This is a genomic window from Vibrio sp. 10N.247.310.98 (assembly GCF_041467395.1).
In the GTDB taxonomy this organism is placed as follows: Bacteria; Pseudomonadota; Gammaproteobacteria; order Enterobacterales; family Vibrionaceae; genus Vibrio; species Vibrio crassostreae_C.
This window is the reverse complement of sequence record NZ_JBFSUL010000027.1, coordinates 23,437-46,430: the sequence shown is the minus strand read 5'-3', so window position 1 is coordinate 46,430 and position 22,994 is coordinate 23,437. Positions and strand designations below refer to the sequence as shown.

General features: G+C 44.1%; 20 protein-coding genes. 14 read left to right on the top strand and 6 right to left on the bottom strand.

Going from position 1 to position 22,994, the window contains the following annotated elements; all coding sequences use genetic code 11:
• Positions 1-127 precede the first annotated feature (127 nt).
• The 4 genes from yfaE to ubiG all read right to left on the bottom strand — a co-directional run bounded on the left by yfaE (position 128) and on the right by ubiG (position 5,177).
• The gene (gene yfaE / locus AB6E78_RS12625; RefSeq protein WP_010438115.1) at positions 128-406 is read right to left on the bottom strand and encodes a class I ribonucleotide reductase maintenance protein YfaE; all 279 of its coding nucleotides are present in this window, start codon (positions 404-406) and stop codon (positions 128-130) included.
• Positions 406-1,539: a class Ia ribonucleoside-diphosphate reductase subunit beta gene (gene nrdB, locus AB6E78_RS12620; RefSeq protein ID WP_017063554.1), complete on the bottom strand. Its 1,134-nt coding sequence runs from the start codon at positions 1,537-1,539 to the stop codon at positions 406-408. The genes yfaE and nrdB overlap by 1 nt, the downstream gene beginning before the upstream one ends.
• Positions 1,540-1,642: 103 nt before the next feature.
• Positions 1,643-3,925, bottom strand: a complete 2,283-nt coding sequence (gene nrdA / locus AB6E78_RS12615; RefSeq protein ID WP_372133732.1) for a class 1a ribonucleoside-diphosphate reductase subunit alpha — start codon at positions 3,923-3,925, stop codon at positions 1,643-1,645.
• 508 nt (positions 3,926-4,433) lie between these two features.
• Positions 4,434-5,177 carry a bifunctional 2-polyprenyl-6-hydroxyphenol methylase/3-demethylubiquinol 3-O-methyltransferase UbiG gene (ubiG, locus tag AB6E78_RS12610; RefSeq protein WP_017063556.1) on the bottom strand — a complete coding sequence of 248 codons (744 nt, stop codon included), beginning with the start codon at positions 5,175-5,177 and terminating at the stop codon, positions 4,434-4,436.
• A 258-nt stretch (positions 5,178-5,435) separates the two neighbouring features.
• Here ubiG and gyrA point away from each other — a divergent pair, with 258 nt between their 5' ends.
• Both gyrA and AB6E78_RS12600 read left to right on the top strand, forming a co-directional pair.
• On the top strand, positions 5,436-8,078 hold the full coding sequence (gyrA, locus tag AB6E78_RS12605) for a DNA topoisomerase (ATP-hydrolyzing) subunit A (protein ID WP_017072500.1): 2,643 nt from the start codon (positions 5,436-5,438) through the stop codon (positions 8,076-8,078).
• Between the two features lie 169 nt (positions 8,079-8,247).
• Positions 8,248-8,877, top strand: a complete 630-nt coding sequence (locus AB6E78_RS12600) for a tetratricopeptide repeat protein (RefSeq protein ID WP_017066842.1) — start codon at positions 8,248-8,250, stop codon at positions 8,875-8,877.
• 25 nt (positions 8,878-8,902) lie between these two features.
• Here the strand turns inward: AB6E78_RS12600 and AB6E78_RS12595 are convergent, their stop codons facing one another.
• Positions 8,903-9,247 (bottom strand): rhodanese-like domain-containing protein, encoded by a 345-nt coding sequence (locus tag AB6E78_RS12595; RefSeq protein ID WP_372133734.1) that lies wholly within the window; start codon positions 9,245-9,247, stop codon positions 8,903-8,905.
• 125 nt (positions 9,248-9,372) lie between these two features.
• Positions 9,373-10,803, bottom strand: coding sequence for an ammonia-forming nitrite reductase cytochrome c552 subunit (gene nrfA / locus AB6E78_RS12590; protein ID WP_372133736.1), 1,431 nt, complete (start codon positions 10,801-10,803; stop codon positions 9,373-9,375).
• 482 nt (positions 10,804-11,285) lie between these two features.
• Here nrfA and nrfB point away from each other — a divergent pair, with 482 nt between their 5' ends.
• The 12 genes from nrfB (at position 11,286) to AB6E78_RS12530 (ending at position 22,938) form a co-directional block, all read left to right on the top strand.
• Positions 11,286-11,870 carry a cytochrome c nitrite reductase pentaheme subunit gene (gene nrfB, locus AB6E78_RS12585; protein ID WP_008222036.1) on the top strand — a complete coding sequence of 195 codons (585 nt, stop codon included), beginning with the start codon at positions 11,286-11,288 and terminating at the stop codon, positions 11,868-11,870.
• A 3-nt stretch (positions 11,871-11,873) separates the two neighbouring features.
• On the top strand, positions 11,874-12,560 hold the full coding sequence (nrfC, locus tag AB6E78_RS12580) for a cytochrome c nitrite reductase Fe-S protein (protein ID WP_017060985.1): 687 nt from the start codon (positions 11,874-11,876) through the stop codon (positions 12,558-12,560).
• Positions 12,561-12,562: 2 nt separating this feature from the next.
• Positions 12,563-13,537: a cytochrome c nitrite reductase subunit NrfD gene (nrfD, locus tag AB6E78_RS12575; RefSeq protein ID WP_017063561.1), complete on the top strand. Its 975-nt coding sequence runs from the start codon at positions 12,563-12,565 to the stop codon at positions 13,535-13,537.
• Positions 13,538-13,704: 167 nt separating this feature from the next.
• Positions 13,705-15,609, top strand: a complete 1,905-nt coding sequence (locus AB6E78_RS12570; protein ID WP_372055513.1) for a heme lyase CcmF/NrfE family subunit — start codon at positions 13,705-13,707, stop codon at positions 15,607-15,609.
• Positions 15,602-16,156, top strand: coding sequence for a DsbE family thiol:disulfide interchange protein (locus tag AB6E78_RS12565; protein ID WP_017060982.1), 555 nt, complete (start codon positions 15,602-15,604; stop codon positions 16,154-16,156). The genes AB6E78_RS12570 and AB6E78_RS12565 overlap by 8 nt, the downstream gene beginning before the upstream one ends.
• A complete protein-coding gene (nrfF, locus tag AB6E78_RS12560) occupies positions 16,153-16,593 on the top strand; it encodes a heme lyase NrfEFG subunit NrfF (protein WP_372128065.1) in 441 nt (146 codons plus the stop codon). Before AB6E78_RS12565 ends, nrfF begins: the two co-directional genes overlap by 4 nt.
• A gap of 89 nt (positions 16,594-16,682) precedes the next feature.
• Positions 16,683-16,859 (top strand): hypothetical protein, encoded by a 177-nt coding sequence (locus tag AB6E78_RS12555; protein WP_017060980.1) that lies wholly within the window; start codon positions 16,683-16,685, stop codon positions 16,857-16,859.
• 249 nt (positions 16,860-17,108) lie between these two features.
• Entirely contained in the window at positions 17,109-17,705 is a 597-nt protein-coding gene (gene ribA, locus AB6E78_RS12550) for a GTP cyclohydrolase II (protein ID WP_009848836.1), read from the top strand.
• Between the two features lie 176 nt (positions 17,706-17,881).
• Entirely contained in the window at positions 17,882-19,141 is a 1,260-nt protein-coding gene (locus AB6E78_RS12545) for an imelysin family protein (protein ID WP_017072495.1), read from the top strand.
• 110 nt (positions 19,142-19,251) lie between these two features.
• Positions 19,252-20,640: a di-heme oxidoredictase family protein gene (locus AB6E78_RS12540; protein WP_372133738.1), complete on the top strand. Its 1,389-nt coding sequence runs from the start codon at positions 19,252-19,254 to the stop codon at positions 20,638-20,640.
• Positions 20,641-20,798: 158 nt separating this feature from the next.
• Entirely contained in the window at positions 20,799-21,860 is a 1,062-nt protein-coding gene (locus AB6E78_RS12535) for an imelysin family protein (protein ID WP_372110784.1), read from the top strand.
• Positions 21,850-22,938: a DUF1513 domain-containing protein gene (locus AB6E78_RS12530; RefSeq protein WP_372110786.1), complete on the top strand. Its 1,089-nt coding sequence runs from the start codon at positions 21,850-21,852 to the stop codon at positions 22,936-22,938. Before AB6E78_RS12535 ends, AB6E78_RS12530 begins: the two co-directional genes overlap by 11 nt.
• Positions 22,939-22,994: the final 56 nt, after the last annotated feature.

Here is a 22,994-nt window from a genome sequence, read left to right as displayed (position 1 = left end):
GTGATAGACGAGTCGCTTTAGATACCTAAAGACATAAATAGAAAAGGGTCCGCATTCCTAAAGGAAGCGGACCCTTTTTTGATTCTTATTGACGATATTCGAACAAAGTGACCTAAAGCCAGCTGGCTTATGCGCGTTTTTGCTTGTTTCTATGAATAACGTTACTCAGCGATAGCTCAGTCTTTGCTTTACAGATACAAGGCAATATCTCATTACCTTGCGTGTAAGCCATAGCAAAACCAACGTACTCGACCTCACCAGAATCCAACGTGCAGCGGCAAGCGCCACAGTGACCATCTCGGCAGTTGTATTCTGGCTCTAACCCAGCTTGTTCCATTGTTTCCAACAGAGTGTTTGAAGGGTTAGATTCAATTGAAGTCAGTTTGTTGATTTTGATTGTTGGCATTACAGCTCAAATCCTTCAAAGTCGTCAGCTTTTACTTCGTTGTCGATTTGGCCAACTAGGTAAGAACTGATTTCTGCTTCTTGTGGAGCAACTTGAACGTTATCTGAAGACAACCAAGCGTTGATCCATGGAATTGGGTTCGACGTTGCTGCTGGGTAAGCCGTACCTAGGCCAACAGCCTGCATACGGATGTTGGTAATGTACTCAACGTATTGGCAAAGAATGTCTTTGTTCAGACCAATCATAGAGCCATCTTTGAATAGGTATTCTGCCCACTCTTTCTCTTGCTCAGCCGCTTCTTTGAATAGGTCGAAACACTCTTGCTTACACTCTTCAGCGATCTGCATGAATTCAAAATCATCTTGACCATTGCGTAGCAAGTTGATCATGTGCTGTGTACCAGTAAGGTGAAGGGCTTCATCACGAGCGATTAGCTTGATGATCTTCGCGTTACCTTCCATTAGCTCACGCTCAGCGAATGCAAATGAACATGCGAAACTTACGTAGAAACGAATCGCTTCTAGTGCGTTTACAGACATTAGACATAGGTAAAGTTTCTTCTTCAGGTCGTGAAGTGAAATCTTGACGTCTTCGCCGTTGATGCTGTGGTTGCCTTCACCGTAGCGGTGGTAGTCAGCCGTTAGCTTGATTAGGTCGTCGTAGTAGAAAGCGATGTCTTTAGCACGCTTCAGAATCTCTTCATTTTCAACGATGTCGTCGAATACTACGCCTGGATCATTCACGATGTTACGGATGATGTGCGTGTAAGAACGAGAGTGAATCGTTTCAGAGAAAGACCAAGTTTCAATCCAAGTTTCAACTTCTGGTAGAGATACCAATGGAAGTAGGGCAACGTTAGGGCTGCGGCCTTGGATTGAATCTAGAAGCGTTTGGTACTTCAAGTTAGAGATGAAGATGTGCTTTTCATGCTCAGGAAGCTTGTTGTAGTCGATACGGTCGCTAGACACGTCTACTTCTTCTGGACGCCAGAAGAAAGAAAGCTGCTTCTCGATAAGCTTTTCGAAGATTTCGAATTTTTGTTGGTCGTAACGTGCAACGTTTACCGACTGACCCAAGAACATTGGTTCTTTTAGTTGGTCATTTTTTTGCTGAGAAAAAGTACTGTAAGCCATAAATGCCTCAAATCCTTTAAAGACCCGTAATAAAACGGACCCTGTTAATGCTTTAAACCCAGAGAAGATAACTCTTCTCTGGGGTCTTAATGTTTATTGCGGTTTAGATCTTACAACCGCCGCCTTCACAATCTTCTTCCGGCACTTGAACTGCATCTCCTTGGTCGTCTTTAGCACCATCACGAGTGTTATGGTAGTAAAGCGTCTTAACACCGTACTTGTACGCTGTTAGTAGGTCTTGAAGCAGCTTCTTCATTGGTACTTTACCGCTGTCGTAAACACTTGGGTCATAGTTAGTGTTTGCAGAGATAGCTTGGTCAACGAATTTTTGCATGATACCCACTAGGTGTAGGTAACCGTCGTTAGAACCAATGTTCCAAAGTAGCTCGTAGTTCTCTTTAAGATTTAGGAAATCTGGAACCACTTGCTTAAGGATGCCGTCTTTCGATGCTTTCACTGATACGTAACCACGTGGTGGCTCGATACCGTTAGTCGCGTTCGAGATTTGAGACGATGTCTCAGAAGGCATAAGCGCTGTTAGCGTAGAGTTACGCAGACCGTGCTCCATGATCTCTTCACGTAGAGAATCCCAATCGTAGTGCAGTGGCTCTTCACATACTAAGTCGATATCTTTTTTGTAAGTATCGATTGGCAGTAGGCCTTTCGCGTAGTTGGTCTCGTGGAAAGATGGGCAACGGCCTTTCTCTTTCGCTAGTTCAACAGATGCTTTTAGCAAGTGGTATTGAATTGCTTCAAAAGTACGGTGAGTCAGGCCATTCGCGCTGCCATCAGAGTACTTAACACCATTCTTCGCTAGGTAGTATGCGTAGTTGATTACACCTACACCTAAAGTACGACGGTTCATTGTCGACTTGTATGCAGCTGGAAGCGGGTAGTCTTGGTAATCAAGCAGTGCATCTAGAGCACGAACAACCAGCTCAGAAAGCTCTGCTAGGTCGTCCAGTTCATTGATTGCGCCAAGGTTGAATGCTGAAAGCGTACATAGTGCAATTTCGCCTTCGTCATCTTCTACGTTAGAAAGTGGCTTAGTAGGAAGCGCGATTTCTAGACATAGGTTCGATTGACGAACAGGTGCTACTTCAGAATCAAACGGGCTGTGTGTATTACAGTGGTCAACGTTCTGAATGTAGATACGACCAGTAGAAGCACGCTCTTGCATTAGCAGAGAGAAAAGCTCAACGGCTTTAACCGTTTCACGCTTCACTGAAGGATCGTTTTCGTACTTAACGTATAGCTCTTCAAAACGGTCTTGGTTTTCGAAGAACGCATCGTAAAGGCCAGGTACGTCTGAAGGTGAGAACAGGCTGATGTTGCCACCCTGAACTAGGCGAGAGTACATAAGCTTGTTCAGCTGTACGCCGTAATCCATGTGACGAACTCGGTTCTCTTCAACGCCGCGGTTGTTTTTCAGTACTAATAGAGACTGAACTTCACCGTGCCATAGTGGGTAGAATACAGTTGCTGCACCGCCACGAACACCACCTTGAGAACAACATTTTACTGCTGTTTGGAAGTATTTGTAGAAAGGGATACAGCCCGTGTGGAACGCTTCACCATTACGGATTTCAGAACCAAGCGCACGGATACGACCTGCGTTGATACCAATACCAGCACGTTGAGATACGTAACGAACAATTGAGCTTGCTGTCGCGTTGATAGAATCAAGGCTGTCACCACACTCGATCAGTACACAAGAACTGAATTGACGAGTAGGCGTACGTACACCAGACATGATCGGTGTAGGTAGAGAAATCTTAAACGTAGACGATGCGTCGTAAAAACGTTTGATGTAGTCAAGACGAGTCGATTTCGGGTATTTAGCGAATAGACACGCAGCAACTAAAATGTAAAGGAACTGAGCACTCTCGTAGATTTCTTTCGTTACACGGTTTTGCACGAAGTATTTACCTTCGAGCTGCTTAACCGCTGCGTAAGAGAAGTCTAAGTCACGTTTGTGGTCGATGTACTCGTCAAGCTCTTCGAATTCAGCTTTCGTGTAATCTTCCATAAGGTGGCTATCGTATTTACCCATATCAACCAGTTTTGCAACGTGGTCATACAGTGCAGGCGGCTCGTATTCGCCGTACGCTTTTTTACGTAGGTGGAATACAGACAGACGTGCTGCTAGATATTGGTAATCAGGAGTCTCTTCAGAGATTAAATCCGCTGCTGACTTGATGATAGTTTCATGAATGTCAGTAGTGGTGATGCCATCGTAAAACTGAATGTGAGCTTTCAATTCTACTTGTGATACAGAAACATTGTGCAAGCCTTCAGCTGCCCATGTAATCACGCGATGGATCTTCTCTAGATCGATCGTTTCTTTGCGCCCGTTACGCTTGGTAACAGTAAGTTGTTGGTTCATTCTGCTTAATTTCCCTAACAAAACTGAACAAGGCCGTGTTTTTGTGTATTTCTGTGTAATTTTTGTAAATTACGTTTCGGCTTTGTGATCTTGGTCTACCCATACATTGTAGTTCAAACACAACATATAGGGGTCATTTGTTTGTTGGGTTACAAGATAGTGCTACAACTGATATTTTTCAAGGTAAAGAAATGGGGTTGCTTGTGGATAAGTGGTGGATTGAAAAAAAACTGTAAGTGACCACTAACTGATGAGGTTATATGTGACTTGATTGTATAAAAGTCGGCTTTTAATGATGCTTTATTTTTGCACACCCATAAAAAAAAATTCCTTGATCTTTGGCCAAAATGGGCGATTGATTTTAGGCGATTAAATTTAAATCGAGGTGGTCAAAATGGAAGCTAGCGCACGAAATTTAGACTGAAAAAAGTCGCAAAGTTATGGTAATTGCAACTCTTTTCATTCGTCTTTTTTACAAAAGGTTTTACGGTAGGGCTACCGATATTTTTTAGCCAAAGTTTTGCGTGTGGACGATGTAGTTTACGTCTACATTTGTGCCTAAACGATAAGTGTCCGTAAGAGGATTGTAGTGCAGCCCTGTAATCCCTAGTTCTTGCAGCGGAGTGTTATCGACCATCTTGATAAGTTCAGCAGGGCGAATGAACTTCTCGTGTTCATGAGTGCCCTCAGGAACAATCTTAAGTAGCTTTTCTGCACCAACAATAGCGAACAGGTAAGATTTGAAGTTACGGTTCAAGGTAGAGAAGAACACGTGACCACCCGGTTTCACTAATTTTGAACATGCACTAATCACAGATTGTGGATCAGGAACGTGCTCTAGCATTTCCATGCACGTTACCACATCGTACGTCTGTGGGTTCTGTTCTGCGTGGTCTTCGATAGTGCTCTGGATGTAATCGAGCTTGGTGCCAGTTTCCAATGCGTGAAGACGTGCCACTTCTAGCGGTTCTTTACCCATATCTAGGCCAGTGACTACTGCACCCTCAACAGCCATGCTTTCAGCCAAAATGCCGCCACCGCAGCCAACATCGAGGACTTTCTTACCAAATAAACCTTCGGTCTTTTCTAGCACGTAATTTAGGCGCAGTGGGTTGATTTGATGTAGAGGCTTAAACTCGCCTTCCAGATCCCACCAGCGCGACGCCATGTCTTCGAATTTTTTGATTTCTGCTGGGTCTACGTTCTGTGATTTAGTCATAATCGGCATTTCCAAGTTAAATAATGCATCCATGAAATTGCAGGCATTATAACTTGCCTTTTCGCTCTGACCAGAAGATCTACAATTTTGCTAGTTTATTGGATGTAAAGTGACCATGTTTCAGCAAGATATGATGCGGAGGTGCAATTTCTCATCAATTGATTGGCTACAAGGGTCACAAGATGGTAAAAGGAGAGGGAAAGTGATGCCTCCGTAGGTAAATTTGTGTTATATTTTTCGGTCTTATACGTATTCAAAAATACGATCTGACTATAGAGGGAAAATGGCTCTATGAGCGATCTAGCGAAAGAGATCACGCCCGTAAATATTGAAGATGAGCTTAGAGGTTCATACCTAGACTACGCGATGTCCGTCATCGTTGGTCGTGCCCTTCCAGATGTGCGTGATGGCCTAAAACCTGTACACCGCCGCGTTTTGTTCGCGATGAATGTACTAGGTAATGATTGGAACAAACCATATAAAAAGTCTGCTCGTGTAGTAGGTGATGTAATCGGTAAATACCACCCACATGGTGATAGTGCTGTATACGATACTATTGTTCGTATGGCGCAACCGTTCTCACTGCGTTACATGCTAGTTGATGGCCAAGGTAACTTTGGTTCTATCGATGGCGACTCCGCGGCTGCAATGCGTTATACCGAAGTTCGTATGGCGAAAATTGCTCACGAGCTCCTGGCTGACCTTGATAAGGAAACTGTGGATTACGTACCGAACTACGATGGTACAGAACAAATTCCAGCAGTACTTCCTACAAAAATTCCTAACCTATTGGTAAACGGTGCTTCTGGTATCGCAGTAGGTATGGCTACCAACATCCCACCACATAACCTTGGTGAAGTTGTTGATGGCTGTTTAGCATTTATCAATAATGAAGATATCACTATTGATGAGCTAATGGACTATATCCCTGGTCCTGACTTCCCAACAGCAGCACTTATCAGTGGTCGTAAAGGCATCGTAGATGCTTACAAGACTGGCCGCGGTAAGGTTTACATGCGTTCAAAAGCGGATATCGAAGTAGAGAAGAATGGTAAAGAAACCATTATCGTTACTGAGATCCCTTACCAAGTAAACAAAGCTCGTTTGATCGAGAAGATTGCTGAACTGGTTAAAGATAAGAAAGTAGAAGGCATCAGTGCACTGCGTGACGAGTCTGATAAAGACGGTATGCGTATTGTTATTGAATGTAAGCGTGATGCAGTAGGCGAAGTGGTTCTTAACAACCTATACGCTCAAACTCAACTGCAAACGACTTTCGGTATCAACATGGTTGCGTTGAATAACGGTCAACCACAGTTGTTCAACATCAAAGACATGCTTAAGTGCTTCGTAGACCACCGTCGCGAAGTTGTGACTCGTCGTACTATCTTCGAATTGAAGAAAGCACGCGACCGTGCACACATCCTTGAAGCATTGTCTCTAGCACTTGCTAACATTGATGAAATCATTGAACTGATCAAGAGCGCGCCAACACCAGCAGAAGCTAAAGTTGGTTTAGTGTCTCGTGGTTGGGATCTTGGTAACGTTGCTTCAATGCTTGAGCGTGCAGGTACTGACGCAGCTCGTCCTGATTGGTTAGAAGACCAATACGGCATCCGCGATGGTCAATACTTCCTAACGGAAACACAAGCACAAGCAATTCTAGAACTTCGTCTTCACCGCCTAACAGGCCTTGAGCACGAGAAGATTCTAGACGAGTACAAAGCCCTTCTAGAAGAAATCGCTGAGCTAATGCACATTCTTGCAAGCACTGAGCGTTTGATGGAAGTTATCCGTGAAGAACTTGAAGCAGTACGTGAAATCTATGGCGACGAGCGTCGTACAGAAATCACAGCGGCAGTTCATGACATCGACATGGAAGAGCTGATTGCTCAAGAAGACGTTGTAGTAACGCTTTCTAACGCAGGTTACGTTAAGTACCAAATCCTAAGCGACTACGAAGCTCAGCGTCGTGGTGGTAAAGGTAAGAGTGCAACTAAGATGAAAGATGAGGATTACATTGAGCGTCTGCTTGTTGCTAATACTCACGATAACATCCTATGTTTCTCTACTCGTGGTAAGACATACCGTCTGAAAGTTTACCAACTGCCATTAGCAAGTCGTACTGCTCGTGGTAAGCCTATCGTTAACATTCTTCCTCTAGAAGAAGGTGAGCGTATCACGGCTATCCTGCCTGTTTCTGAGTTCTCTAACGAGAAATTCATCTTCATGGCAACGGGTGACGGTACTGTTAAGAAGACATCACTGGATCAGTTCGCAAACGTACGTGCTAACGGCCTAATTGCAGTTAACCTACGTGACGATGATTCACTGATTGGCGTTGACATCACTAACGGTGATAGCGACATCATGCTGTTCTCTAAATCGGGCAAAGTTGTTCGCTTTAACGAGGACAAAGTACGTGCAATGGGCCGTACTGCCTCTGGTGTTCGTGGTATGAAGCTTCCAGAAGACGATCAAGTAGTATCGTTGATTGTTCCTTCTAACGAAGGCGATATCCTAACTGTGACTCAAAACGGTTACGGTAAGCGTACTGAACTAGCTGAATACCCAACGAAAGGCCGTGCAACGCAAGGTGTGGTTTCTATCAAAGTCTCTGAACGTAATGGCCCAGTTGTTGGCGCTGTTCAAGTTGAAGAAGGCGACGAAATGATGATGATCACCGACGCAGGTACGCTAGTACGTACTCGCGTTGCGGAAGTGAGCCAAGTTGGTCGTAACACTCAAGGTGTAACACTGATTCGTACTTCTGACGACGAGAACGTTGTAGGTCTACAACGTATCGACGAAGTAGAAGAAGCTGAGGTTGTTGAAGGCGAAGCTGAAGTAGCAAACGCTGAAGCAGCAGTCGTTTCTGAATCAAGTGAAGAGCAAGCATCAGACGCTTCTGATAGCGAGCAAGACACTGAGTAATCTTTCACTTCTATAAATAGAAGTTGAGACAAAAAGCCGAGCCATTGTGCTCGGTTTTTTATTACCTAGAATTTGGCTGTGACTTGTTTAAAAGCCAATAGCTAAACCTCGATCAATATTGTTTTAGTGAGAAAAAGGTACAGTAAAGCGTCAATGAAAGGAGAATGGAATGGATATCTGGTTACTGATTGCTTTGCTGCTAATGAGCCTATTTCTAGTGGCAATCGTGATCGCATCAAACAGAAAAACCAGTCATCTTAAAGGCAACCTCCTTATTTCATGTGTGGCGATATTAGCCAGCATTCTGGTTTGGTCTCAGATGAAACAAGAAGCCCCTCAACTTACTTCAAGTGACGACAGCAGCTATACAGCAACAGATTTCCAAAATGAACTTCAGCAGAGCTTGGAGCAAGACCCTAATCAATCAGATCTTTGGTTTAAGCTTGGTGGTGTTTATATGCAGAAAGGGGAGTTTGATGCGGCGTTTACCTGTTACGACTATGCGATTCGTTTAGACCCACAGGCGCCTTCAGGGCTTTATGCAGCTAAAGCGAGCGCCTTGTATTACCTAAGTTCACAGGCGATGAGTGATGATGTGAAAGTGCTCTTAAATCAATCCATGGAGCTTGATCCCAACGATCGTACGGCATTGATGTTGATAGCGACCGATCACTTCATCAGTATGCGCTACCAACAAGCGATCGATGCTTGGACTCAAATTCTCGATTCTAACCAGAAAGGCATTGATCGTGTCTCTATCATCCATTCGATCAACCAAGCTAAGCAAATGATCCGTTAAACGGGCACTATCTGTAATTTCGAGATTATTTGCTTTCTTGCATCTCAATTAAACCGCCAGCGTTGTGGATCTGTGTAAACCCTTGAGCTTTCAAATATTGGTAAGCTTGTCCTGAGCGGTTACCACTGCGGCAATATAAAACGATAGGTTGAGCTTTGTCTATTCTGGCAAAGTGCGTAGCGACTTCAGAAAGAGGGTAGTTAAGCGCATTGTCCAGATGACCTTGCTTGAACTCTCCTGGTGTCCTGACATCAACCACAAGCGCACCTTCCTCAATCATTTCCCACCCTGTTTCTGCTCGTTCAGAGGCGTGAAGTCCTGAACTTGTTAATGCGATGCATAATGCCGAAAGCGAAAGTAAGTGCTTCATTCTTTGTTCCTTGAATTAGCTAAAAGGTAATGTGAAATTGGGACGGTTGAGTGCGCCCAAATCTAAAAAACCAGCCACACCTTTACAGTGTGACTGGTTTTATCTTATTGGTCTATTTGAAGGAACTAGTATTCGTAGTTAGCTTCACGCTTTTCAGCTTGCTCTTCCCACTTAGGAACCACGGTGTCTAAGAAGTGTTGCTTCTCAGCATTCATCTTATCCATGTCCATTCCTAGCGCTTTCTGAGCGGCTTCTTTGGTTGAGATATCTGGAATCTCGATTGGATCGGTAATGCCTTTCTTCGCAAGTAGACGAACAATCTTAGTTCGCGCGTCTGCTGCGCGGTCAACCGCCGTTCCAAGAACCTCTAGGGCTACTTCAGGCGCGTGCATGTGAACACCATGAGATGCGATAGCGTAGTCCCAACGCCATTGCGCATGACGAATATCTTGTAAGATAGGTGCCATCTCTTGTTCTGTTGCGCCTGCTTCCCATGCTGCGCCTGCTTCAAAGTGAGCGGCTACGATTTGTTTCTCAGCGGTCAGCTTCATGTTTAGTACTTGAGCTTTGCGGCTTGAAACGATGTTACGCATGGTCTCTTTAGATTGAGTATGGCAGTTAGTACAAGTGTCTTCGAAGCGGTCAAACGGGTTACCTACTTTATGGTCGGTGTAAACGGTACCGTCTTCTTTCGTCACTTTAGGCATGTGGCAGTCAACACAAGCGACGTTGTTCTTACCGTGAATACCTTCACGCCAAGTTTCGTAACCTGGGTGCTGAGCCTTTAGCATTGGTGCTTTAGAGACTTTATGTGTCCAATCTTTAAAACCAATCTGATCGTAGTACTCTTCCATCTGTTCAACACGCGTCCCTTTATCCCAAGGGAATTTCACACCTTTTGTTGGACCCGTGAAGTAGTATTCCACGTGACACTGAGCACACACAGAGGCTTGCTGATCAAAGCGACCTTGCTCTTCGAAGTTCTTCCCAATCGCATCGAACGCACGTTCAACATAAGGACGAGTGATCTTTAGTGCAGGTTCGCCATTTTTAAAGCCTTCACTTTGAGTATCGTGACAGTCGGCACAACCAATTGGATTGACTATCTCGCTGCCAAGACGAGCCCATTTACCTTCAAAGTAGCCGTCTTCACCACGCTCTTCAATAACGCGTGCTACGTCTGGGCTTTTACAGCTCCAGCACGCCATTGGCATTGGGCCTGAATTTTCGTCGGTTGGTCCGCCAGTACGCAGGGTTTGTCTTACATCATCAACCGCATAAAAGTGGCCGCGGGCTTTGTTGTAGTCTTTCGCGAAACCGTAGCCCGCCCATAGAATAACCATGTTTGGATCTTCTTTTAGTGCGTCTTCAATGGCTTCGCTCTCTGACGTTTGTCTCCATGAATGGTATTGATCTGGGTGGTTTTGCTCGAACTGGTCGTTACGAGGATCACCAATTTCTTTTTGTTCAGACGCAGCAAAACTGGTCGCGCTTACTAGTGATGCGCTAACCATTAATAATGCTGTGACGGAATTACGTATCCAATGCTTTTTCACAGTGATATCTCCAATATACTGATTTTTATACCAAGCGTTGTGAGTTTGCTATTCAAATTAAGAACTGGAGAATTGCTGTTTATATTAATTCATAAATAAACACATTTTGTTACGTGTCGGATGTTTGCTTGTTTTAGATCAATTAATGACAGTGACTTCAATCACGTTGAAGTTTATATAGCCCTAAAGGGGTATGTGGACGTCAAGTTAGACTGGTCTTATTGAGAATTATTATCATATATAACAAATAATTACCCGACATGCCCTCACTATAAATAGGGTGATTGTGTTCACATATTACCCTTTGTATATTTCGCTTTACCTAATTAGGGGTATATTCTAAATATAGAAAGCGTTGTGGCTTATCCAAAATAAGAATTGATATCATTTAAGCGGTAATAATATCGTTTAAGGGTACTTTTGTTTAACCGGAATATTATTTAGTTGAGAGTTAAATAATGCCGGTATAAGGAAAGGATAAAATGGGCAATATTAAATTGGCCATAGTCATAATGCTTAAATCCCTTCTAGCATTCTGCCTCTATGGTTATTCCATTCATGCTGTTGCAGAGCCTGCTGTTACGCCAGTAGGAGAGTCAACAAGACATGAAGTCGAATTAATACGTGACAAAGATTACAAGTGTGTCCAATGCCATAAAGATTCTAAAGAAACGGTATTTGGTTCACATGGTGAGAGTGCGCACGCTTTGCTTGGCCGTGAAGTGAATTGCACAGATTGTCATAGTTCTATTGGCCCCGATCACCGTGATGGTGCACCTGAGGTGGTGAAGTATCGCGCGGCTCAATCACAACCCGGAACCGAAAAGGTTTTCCTCGATCCTAGCTTAATCCTAGATGCCAACAGCCAATGTATAGATTGTCATAAGCCTGATGATCTGCGCGAAGCGAGTTGGACTCATGACGTACACGCACAAAACTTAACGTGTTCAAACTGTCACGATGTGCATGCGAGTGAAGCGAAGGTGCTTGGCTTAGATAAAAAGCAAACCATCAAGCTGTGTGTGGATTGCCATTCAGACTTCAACCAGAAGAAAGAAGGGGAGTAATCTATGAGCTGCTCAAGAAGAAACTTTTTAGCTGGCGCGGGTGCCGTTATTTTCACAACTGGTGTTGCAGGTACTGCAGCGGTTACAAGCCGCAAAACGCTGGCTAATGTTCAGGAAGATGGCACCAAGCGTTACGGAATGGTTCATGACGAAACCGCTTGTATTGGCTGTACTGCTTGTACTGAGGCGTGTCGTGAAGTAAACAAAGTGCCTGAAGGCGTATCGCGCTTAGAAATCATAAAGAGCGAACCTCAAGGTGAATATCCAAATGTTGATTACCGTTTCACTCGTAACTCTTGTCAACATTGTGATAATGCACCTTGTGTGATGGTTTGCCCAACAGGCGCCGCCTATAAAGATGAGAAGACAGGAATTGTTGATGTACATAAAGAGAAGTGTGTCGGCTGTGGTTATTGCCTGCTAGCTTGTCCATATCAAGTGCGCTTCTTCCATCCTAAGAATAAGTCGGCCGACAAATGTAACTTCTGCCGCGATACCAATCTTGCGCAAGGTAAATTACCTGCTTGTGTTGAATCTTGCCCTACCAATGCGCTGATATTTGGCGACTTAAATGACCCTAAGAGCGAGATAAACCAGGTACTTAAATCTGAAGTGGTTTACAGAGATAAGGCTTATCTAGGTACTCAGCCAAAACTCTATAAAGTGCCACACCAAAAAGGGGAGATTTGATTATGAGTGCATGGGATACAGCGTTTCAATCAGGTACCGTGGTTTGGGACTGGATCATTGCTATCTATCTGTTTTTGGCGGGTATGTCAGCGGGTGCAGTGATGATCTCGATTTACCTTAAGAGAAAGGTGATTGAGGACGATCCAGCGAATAATGGTGTATTAAAGGCAACGGCTTTTCTAGCACCATTCGGGATCATCTCAGGTTTATTGATCTTGGTTTTCCACCTGACGAAACCACTATCATTTTGGAAGATCATGATCTTTTATAATCCGACGTCAGTGATGTCGATGGGTGTGATCTTATTCCAAGTGTATATGGTGATCCTATTTGTTTGGATCGGCATTATATTCCGAAATCAGATTGCCGTATTCTTGAGTGATCAAGCATGGTTAAAAGGGCGACTCGATTTTGTCAGTAACTGGATTGGCAAATTAGAATCTTTTGAGAATGTTTTTGAAATATTCTTAGCTGTGCTTGCGCTATTACTTGCGGCTTACACTGGCTTCTTACTCTCTGCGCTAAATACCTTCCCAATGCTGAATAACCCAGTGTTGCCGATATTGTTCTTATTCTCGAGTTTATCCTCGGGAGCGGCGGCATGTATTTTATTTGGTGTGTTGGTCTTTAAGGAGTCTCCGCATAGTGCGAGTATTTCTTGGATCCACGGCTTCGAACGTCCTGTTGTTATGTTTGAACTGTTTGTCCTTGTTACTTTCTTCACTGGGTTGATATTTGCTGGTGGTCAAAGTGAGCAGGCAGTATGGAACGCGATTGGCGGTGGTTTCTGGGCAAGTTGGTTCTGGTATGGCGTAATTGGTGTGGGTATGGTTTTACCCTTGTTGCTTAACGCCGTGACACCAGCATCGGTTCGCCATAGTACTGTGTATATTTTCTCTGTTACTTCATTGAGTCTGATGGGCGTATTAATGCTAAGAACGTTTGTCCTTTATGCAGGACAATTAACGTTAGCTTAATTTCGCTCAAGGTTATAAGTGAGTGGATGTTGGATACTAAACATCTGCTCACTAAATTTCTTTTCGCTGAGTAGCAATAGCTAGTTGAGTTACATCAGCTAGTTGAGCAATCAATGCCAATAATGGTTTAACTTGGTTCTGCTTAGGTAGAGCCTGATTGAGGTGATATGGTCGGTTCTTTGGGGCTGTTTAGTTTAATTTTGGTCGCTGTTCTCAGCAGCATTATCGCTGTGTATTCGATGTATCAAATGCTAACTAAACAAGCACAAAATGTGGCTTTAATTCGCAGTTTCTCCCTCTCTAGCGCTTTGTTTTCCATTGGCGCTATCGTTTTACTTGGCTATGCCTTTGTAGGTGACGACTTTTCCATCCTCTATGTTGCAGAACACTCCAATACTCAATTACCCACCTTCTTCAAAATGGCCGCTGTGTGGGCTGGACATGAAGGCTCATTGCTATTTTGGGTCTTAACCATTAGCTGTTGGTCGGGTGTGATTGCCCTACAAAAGCAATATTCTTCTGAGTATCAGAGCCGCGTATTGTGGGTGATGAATGTGTTACTCGCGATATTTGCATGGTTTACCTTATTTGCTTCGAACCCATTTGAACTGAATTCGACCTTGCCACTTGAAGGGCGTGACCTTAACCCAATGCTGCAAGACGTTGGTTTGATATTCCATCCGCCTCTGTTGTATTTGGGTTATGTTGGTTTCTCTGTGGTCTTGGCATTTGCTGTGGCCGCTTTGCTGGTGGATCCGATTGAGTTCGATTGGGTCGCTCATTGTCGCAGTTGTTGTTTGGTCGCTTGGATCTTTTTAACCGCAGGGATCATTCTTGGTTCTTGGTGGGCATACTACGAGTTAGGGTGGGGTGGTTGGTGGTTCTGGGACCCGGTTGAAAATGCCAGCTTGTTGCCGTGGCTAACTTCGACCGCTTTGCTCCACAGCCTAGGCGTTGCAAAGGGAAAACAACAGCTACTGAAATGGTCTCTCAGTCTCGCTTTCATTACGTTTTGTTTGAGTATCTTAGGCACCTTTATTGTTCGTTCTGGTGTACTCACATCGGTACACGCTTTTGCTGTTGACCCAACCAAAGGTATCGCGCTGTTGCTGATACTGGTTTTGGTGTTAGTGAGTTCGTTTTCTCTTCTTATTGTTCGTGGTGAATCTTTCGAGTCGAATCCAATCACTAGCTTTGCGAGTAAAAGTTTTTTGAGTTTAGTGGCGGTACTTATATTTGTACTGGGTACGGCGGTGGTGGTGTTTGGTACCTTCTACCCAATGGTTTTTGAATTACTTGGCCTTGGAAATATCTCTGTGGGCGCACCTTACTTTAATCTTCTTATTGCGCCATTGGCTCTGCTTGCGATGGGAGTGATAGGGTTAGCGCCATTGCTCAGTATCAAACCTCAAGCGTCGAAAGGTGTGATTGGAATTATTGCCTTATTGTCTCTCTGTCTTGGCTTTGTAACTTATGTTTTGCAAGTTGAAGCGATCCAAGTGATGGTGCTAATGACATGGTCACTTGCGTTTTGGGTAGCCCTGACTCATGTTTACGGCTTAGCGGTAACGCGCAACTCTAAGTTTCAACGCAAAGTATGGGTGATGACGTTGGCGCATGTGGGTGTCGCAGTATTAGCGATAGGTGCCGCGATGAATAGCTACCACTCGTTTGAGCGAAGTTACAAATTGAGCCCAGGTGAAGAGGTTGAGTTTATGGGCTGGACGCTCTCTCATCGTGATACCGAGCTCTATGTCGCCTCCAACTTTACTGCAGAAAAAGCGATACTCGAATTAGATGCTAGCGAGCAAAGCTTTTCCATCGCGCCAGAAAGAAGACACTACCAAGTTCGTGTTATGAACATGAGTGAGCCTGCAATGAAGTGGTTCTGGCATGGCGATGTTTATATCACCATGGGCGAGAAAGTCGATTCCACCGCTTACGCATTTCGTGTTCAGTATAAGGCGTATGCGCGCTGGATCTGGTTTGGTGGGCTGTTCTCCATTATCGGCGCTTTGCTCTCATTGACTCATCGTAAAAAGAAAACCGTTAAGGCGTCACAGTATGCATAACAGCGTTCGTAACAAGCTAATTACTCTAATTGCCTTAGCATTGATTGTGGTGCTGGGATTTGTCTTTGCGCTTGATAATAAGCAGCAATCGACCATGGTGTCTGAACAACAAAGGGCATTTCCAGAATTTACATCGAGTGCGTTAGTGAATAGTGAAGGCGTCAGTGGTCAGCAGAAAGTTACGCTTACTGATGTCACGCAGCACCCTTATCAACTGGTTAATGTATGGGCATCTTGGTGCGGGATATGTAAAACCGAACATTCATTTTTGCTTCAACTTCACGATAAAGGCATTCCCATCGTTGGGCTCAATTATCGAGATAACTCTGGGGCTGCGATTAACGTGTTATCGAACGATGGCAACCCGTACTTAACCGTGATCAGTGACCCTCAAGGCAAGTTAGCGTTAGAGTTGGGCGTAATCGGCACACCTGAAACGTATTTGGTTGATGCCAATGGCCAGATCATTAAGAAGCTATTGGGCGTTATTAATGAAACGGTATGGAAAGATGAGCTTGCGATGTATTTTGATGGTGTGAATGGATGATGAAGTCTCTAATACAAACCTTGTTTATGCTGTCAGCGCTTTTAGTGATTAGCCTTCCGACTATGGCTGAAGATCTTTTTACTGCCAATAATAAAGAGACGAGTATTCAAGTTGAACTGTTTGAGTTTGATAATCCAGAACAACAGCAACGTGCTATCAGCTTGGCGAAAACGTTACGCTGCCCACAATGTCAAAACCAAAATCTGATTGAATCCAACTCACCAATAGCAAAAGACTTACGTCTTGTTGTGTTCAATATGGTGAAAGCAGGGAAGAGTAATAGTGAAATTACTCAATATATGACGGAAAGATTTGGTGAGTTTGTACTTTATAAACCGGCAATGACGGCTTCAAATCTATTACTTTGGTTGCTACCGAGCCTATTACTTCTCTTATTTATATATTTATCAGTAAAAAGTGTTAGGAAGAGCTCATAAAAATTGTGTATTACTGTTTACCAACTGACCTGTATTTTGTAACATTAACCGATTATAAAGGCTAAGCACTGCTATATAAGGATGTATCTGTGGATAACGTAATCTCAAATTTAAAGAAAGAGTTCCATACTCATGTCCAGTCAGATAAATGGGCAGAGAGATACAGTGCTAAGTCGAGCATTTCTACGCTTACGCAAGAAGAGCTAACCGAATTAGAGAATGCTTGGGTGCAACTTGTCATCTGGAAGCAAACTCAAGTAAGTTGAGCGTTCTGTAAAAAAGTGTAGTTTTAGCCGCAACTGTTTAATTTATAACCCCATGTAGGTCATCCCAATGTGGGGTTTTTTCTTAATTGAAAAATAATTGTTATATTATAACAATTTGTACAAGGTCGACCTTGAAAAAAATTGTTAACAGCCTCATAGTGTCTATCATTAGATAGTTAGCTACAAAATATTGCCTAGACATATAATGTAGCGTCGTTAAATACATCGAATTTTCAAGTGAGTATAGCTATGGCGGAAGTGCGTGCCAGAATAGATTTCAAAGTAGGGGTAACAAGCAGTATAGATGCTGAACTTCTGTCTTTTCATGGATTGAAAACAGATAAAGAGCATGTTGCTGTGATATTTAAATCAGCAGACAAGACACAAGACATACCTCTTGTTCGTATGCACTCTGAGTGCCTGACTGGTGATGTTTTCCATTCTTCTCGCTGTGACTGTGGCGAGCAGTTAGACGAAACCATTAGAATTATGGGTGAGACGGGTGGGGTGATCCTTTATCTTCGCCAAGAAGGTCGTGGTATTGGCTTGTACAACAAAATCGATGCGTACCGTCTGCAAAGCGAAGGCATGAACACCTATGAAGCCAACAACCACCTAGGTTTTGGCGATGACCTACGCGATTTTACTGAAGCTGCTGAAATGCTACGCGCCTTAGGTACTACAAAAATCCGCTTAGTCACCAACAACCCTAAGAAGATCAATGAGCTAAAATCTTTTGGTATTGAGATTGAAGAAGTGGTGAATACCTCTGCTCATATCAAATCGGGTAATGAAAGCTACCTGAAGGCAAAAGTCTCACACGGTAAGCATAATCTGGATATCTGATTAGCCTCTTTGTTACGCTTAACATAAAAATGTTTAAAGACCTCACATATGTGAGGTTTTTTTGTATTTATCTTGCAATAAAATTGTAAGTTTGTATTATTTCAATCCGTAGTGCAAATGATAATGGTTTGCACTATTACTACGAATAATAATTTAAAGCTCAACAAGGATGCTTCATGACCATTAAATCTTTAGTGACAAAAGCCGTAACTTCGTCACTCATTTTTGCCTCTGCTTCTTCTTTCGCAGCAGTAACTCAAGATCAAGTTGTAGAACATTACGCAGATATTGCGCATGCAGTGTTTGCAGATTCAGTAATTACAGCAAAAGCGTTGAACTCTTCTATTGATACCTTCTTAGCTTCTCCTTCTGCTGGCAACTTCGAACAAGTAAAACAAGCTTGGCTTGAGTCTCGCGTACCATACCAACAGTCAGAAGTTTTCCGCTTCGGCAACGCTGTTGTTGATGATTGGGAAGGCCAACTGAACGCATGGCCACTTGATGAAGGCCTGATTGATTATGTTTCGACTGATTACCAATATGAACTTGGTAACGAAGGCGCTAGCGCAAACATCGTGGCTAACAAGACTTTCCAAATTGGTCAGACTACCGTTGATGCAACCAACATCACCCCTGAGCTAATCGCAGACTTGAACGAGATCGGTGGTTCTGAAGCGAACGTAGCGTCTGGCTACCACGCAATTGAATTCCTACTTTGGGGCCAAGATTTAAACGGTACAAACAGCGGTGCAGGTGAGCGTGCTTACACTGATTTCGTTGTTGGCGCTGAGTGTACTAACGGCAACTGTGACCGTCGTGGCGCATACCTAAAAGCATCTGCTGAGCTACTTATCCAAGACCTAGAATGGATGGAAAAGCAGTGGGCTGAAGGCGAGAAAGGTAACTACCGTCAAGAACTGCTTTCTGAATCTAGCGAAAACGGCCTACGTAAAATGTTATTCGGCATGGGTTCACTGTCTCTTGGTGAACTTGCTGGTGAGCGTATGAAGGTGGCTTTAGAAGCTAACTCTACTGAAGATGAGCACGACTGCTTCTCTGATAACACGCACAACTCTCACTACTACAACGAGCAAGGTATCTACAACGTTTATACGGGTCTATACAAGCGTGAAGACGGTACTCTGCTTTCAGGTCCTAGCCTGTTTGACCTAGTAGAGCAAAAAGATGAGCAAGCTGCGAAAGAGATCCAAAAGCAGTTTGACTTAGCACGTGCACAAGTTGGCCAGCTTGTTGTTTCTGCAGAGAAAAACAACCAGCATTTCGATCAGCTAATTGCTGCTGACAACGCTTCGGGTAATGCACTAGTAAACAAAACAATTGTTGCGCTAGTGTCTCAAACGGCTGCGATTGAGCGTGCTGCTGGTGTGATTGGCATTGATAGCCTTAACCCAGACACGGCTGATCACGAGTTCTAAGAACCCGAGACGAAAATCATAAAGGGCTCTCATTGAGCCCTTAATTGTTTGTTACTCATGAAAGTTACTCCCACATAAAAACTAAAATCAAAAACACAGCAAGGCAATGTATGAAGTCGTATCTCTCAGCCTCACTATTAACCGCACTGTTTTTCTTAGCTCCATTACATGCCCATGAAACCTACTCAGGTGGCAAAACAACCGTGAAGAAAGAGGGAGCAAACGCTTTTTCTCTTCCTGCTGCCAACCTACCAATGAGCAAACGCTTAGATTTCAGTGTAGGTAACAGCTTCTTTAGAAACCCTTGGGTTCCTGCACCATCATCAACCGATGCACGTGATGGATTGGGCCCATTGTTCAACACCAACGGTTGTCAAAACTGTCACATCAAAGATGGTCGTGGCCACACGCCAGAAAAAGGCGATGAGAACGCGGTATCCATGCTGGTTCGCTTGAGTATTCCTGCTGAAACACCAGAGCAGAGACAAGCCTTTATTCGCGATGGTGGCATTCCAGAACCGACTTACGGTGGACAGCTACAAGATTTCGCGCTTCAAGGTGTGAAACCAGAGGGTAAAGTGAACATCAGTTACACCGATGTTCCTGTTGAATTCAAAGACGGCACGGTTGTTACTCTACGTAAACCAACATTAAAAATCACTGAACTCGCGTTTGGTAAAATGCACCCTAAAACAGAATTTTCGGCTCGTGTTGCGCCACCAATGATCGGCCTAGGTCTGCTTGAGAGCATCCCACAAGAAACGATTCTTGGCTTCGCGAAGCAACAAGCTGCGGACAGCCAAGGCGTAACAGGCAAAGCCAATTATGTTCTTGATGTTCAAACTAACGAAATGGCGTTGGGTCGATTTGGTTGGAAAGCCGGACAGCCAAACCTAATGCAACAAAATGCTGCAGCATTTAACGGCGATTTGGGCTTAACAAGCAGTTTGTTCCCGAACGAAAACTGCACATCAGCTCAATCAACCTGTGATGATTTTCCAAATGGTGGTGAACCTGAAGTCAGCGATAATATCCTAGATTTTGTTGGGTTCTATTCGCAGCATTTGGCGGTTCCAATTCGTCGCAACGTTGATAAGCCTGCGGTTGTTCAAGGTAAAAAACTGTTTAAAGCTATTGGTTGCCAAAGTTGCCACCAAGCTGAAATTCGCACAGCAGAACGTGAAGGCTTACCTGCGTTGTCTAAACAGCTAATCAGCCCATATACCGATATGTTACTGCACGATATGGGAGAAGGCTTAGCCGACAATCGCCCAGAGTATCTAGCAAACGGTCAAGAGTGGCGCACCACGCCATTGTGGGGATTAGGCTATACCAAAGAAGTGAATGGTCACACCTTCTTACTTCATGACGGTCGTGCGAGAAATGTTATGGAAGCTGTGCTTTGGCATGGCGGTGAAGCAGAAATGGCGAAACAAAACGTTTTAGATCTTAGTAGCAGCGAGCGTGAAGCACTATTGGCGTTTTTAAACTCGTTATAAGCTGAGTTGAATTCAGTTTAGTTAACGGCTAATGACTTAAGAAAGCCGCTATTAAACCACTTAGCACCGCTGAACTTGTAGCAATACGAGGCCAGCGGTCGTTTCGCATTTAATGAACTCATATAATTAAAAGAAAAATTAGGAAGTAAGGTAACAGCATGACACATAAATTTTTGTTAATGCCTTTGTCGGCATTAATTATGGCAGGCTGCCAATCATCGGGTGAGCAAGCCGCTTCATCTGAGGTTAACGGTGTGTCTTATCAAGCAGACACGACCGACCACATCAGTCGCAGTGTCTATCAACAAGAGTTTGATTCAGCGGTGCTATTCGCGAAGCAATCGAGCGAATTAGAAGCTCTGATGCAAGGTTACTGTGAAACGGATAACGTTGAGTTAGACGCTTTGAAAGATCAATGGCAGATCACAATGAACAGCTGGATGGCACTACAAGGCCAAGAAAGAGGTCCAACAGCAGCGCTTGAAGAGAGCTGGAATGTTCAATTCTGGCCAGACAAAAAGAACACGACGGGTCTTAAGATGCGTCAGCTAACTCAGCAGAACAAAGCTTGGACTCAAGACGAAATCGCACAGCAGAGTGTGACTGTTCAAGGGCTTGGCGCCTTGGAGTGGTCTCTGTACGACGAGCAATCTCCATTGCTTCAAGACAAAGCTTCAGGTTGTCTATCTTCACAAGCTATCGCACAAAACCTGGCGATGAAATCGGCCTCTATTGCTGAAGCTTGGCAGGTTAACCCGTGGTTAGCACTGGACGAGATGCGTTGGGAATCGGAGTACATCGCTTTGTTGACCAATCAACTTGATTACAGCATGAAAAAACTGAGTCGTCCGATGGCTAAAATTGGTCATCCACGCCCTTACTTCTCGGAATCATGGCGCGCTCAAACCTCAATGACTCAGCTGAAATCGAACGTAGCGGCGCTAGAGAAATTGTACTTAGCAGATGGTAATGGTCTTGATGGTTTATTGAGAGAAAAGGGCTTAAATGACCTTGCCGATCGTGTAGCTGCCCAGTTCACGCTAACCTTAGATACTTGGCCTACAGACTCTAGCTTGTTTACTCTATTACAGAGCAAAGAGGGCTATAGAGATGTGCTGACTCAATACAACAAACTAGAACGTTTGAAGTACCTCATTCATGAAGAAGTGGCGATAGAGCTTGGCGTGGTAATAGGATTTAATGCTACCGATGGTGACTGATATTACGCGAAGAACGCTACTCAAGGCTGCACTGGGTTGTGCAGCTGTTCCATTGCTTCCGTTTGGCTGCGCTAGCCGCTCTGGTGCTGTGAGCTCATCTAGTGAGCCTCAATTAATCGGTTGTGCGCTGAATGGGCGAGGTCAATATTCAGCGGTTGTGGCTGACGAATATGGAATGCCATTGAGTCAACTGCCGATCCCAGATCGTGGTCATGGCGTCGCGATTTGCCCAACCTCATCACATGCGGTGGTGTTTGCTCGTCGTCCTGGTGACTATTTTATGGTGTTTGACTATAAAAACGGTCAGCAGATCAAAATGGTCGTGAAAGGTAACAACCGTCACTTCTATGGTCATGGCGTTTACTCATTAGATGGCAAGTTACTGTATGCCACTGAAGGGAAAACGGACAGCAGCCAAGGTGTGATTGGCGTTTACGATGTCGCGCAAGGCTATCGTAAGGTCGAAGAGTTCAGCGGTTTTGGTATTGGGCCTCATGAAGTGATCATCATGCCGGATGGTAATCTCGCGATCGGCGTTGGTGGCGTTCATACTGATGGTAGAACACCGAAAAACCTCGATTCGATGCAGCCGAGCTTGAGTTATGTTTCTCCTGAAGGTGTGTTACTTGATCAGGTTGAATTGTTGGATAAGAAGCTGAGCATTCGACACTTAGCCCATGATGGTGCTGAATCCGTGCTTTGTGGCCAGCAATATCGTGGTGAACCAGATGAGTATCCTTCGCTATTGGCGATGCATACTAAAGGCGGAAAGTTTGAATCACTGAACGCAGAGCCAGAGCAATGGGCAAGGTTCAATCACTATATCGCCAGTATTGCGGCGTCAGATGATTGGATTATTGCGACTTCGCCAAGAGGCAACTGCTACGGTATTTGGTCTAAAGAGACCAAAGAGTTAGTAGAACTCTCTGCATTATCTGATGCTTCTGGCGCTGTGCTGCTTGATGGTGAGTTTCGATTAAGCTCTGGGTCGGGCAGTGTGGTAAGCCAGAGCATGCCTTATGAGAAATCAACTCAACAATCATCGGTCCAGTGGGATAACCATTGGAGTTCAATCTGATTTATAAAGCCTCTTAAAAATAACATGCTTACTCCGATTTCTTTGCCATACTTATG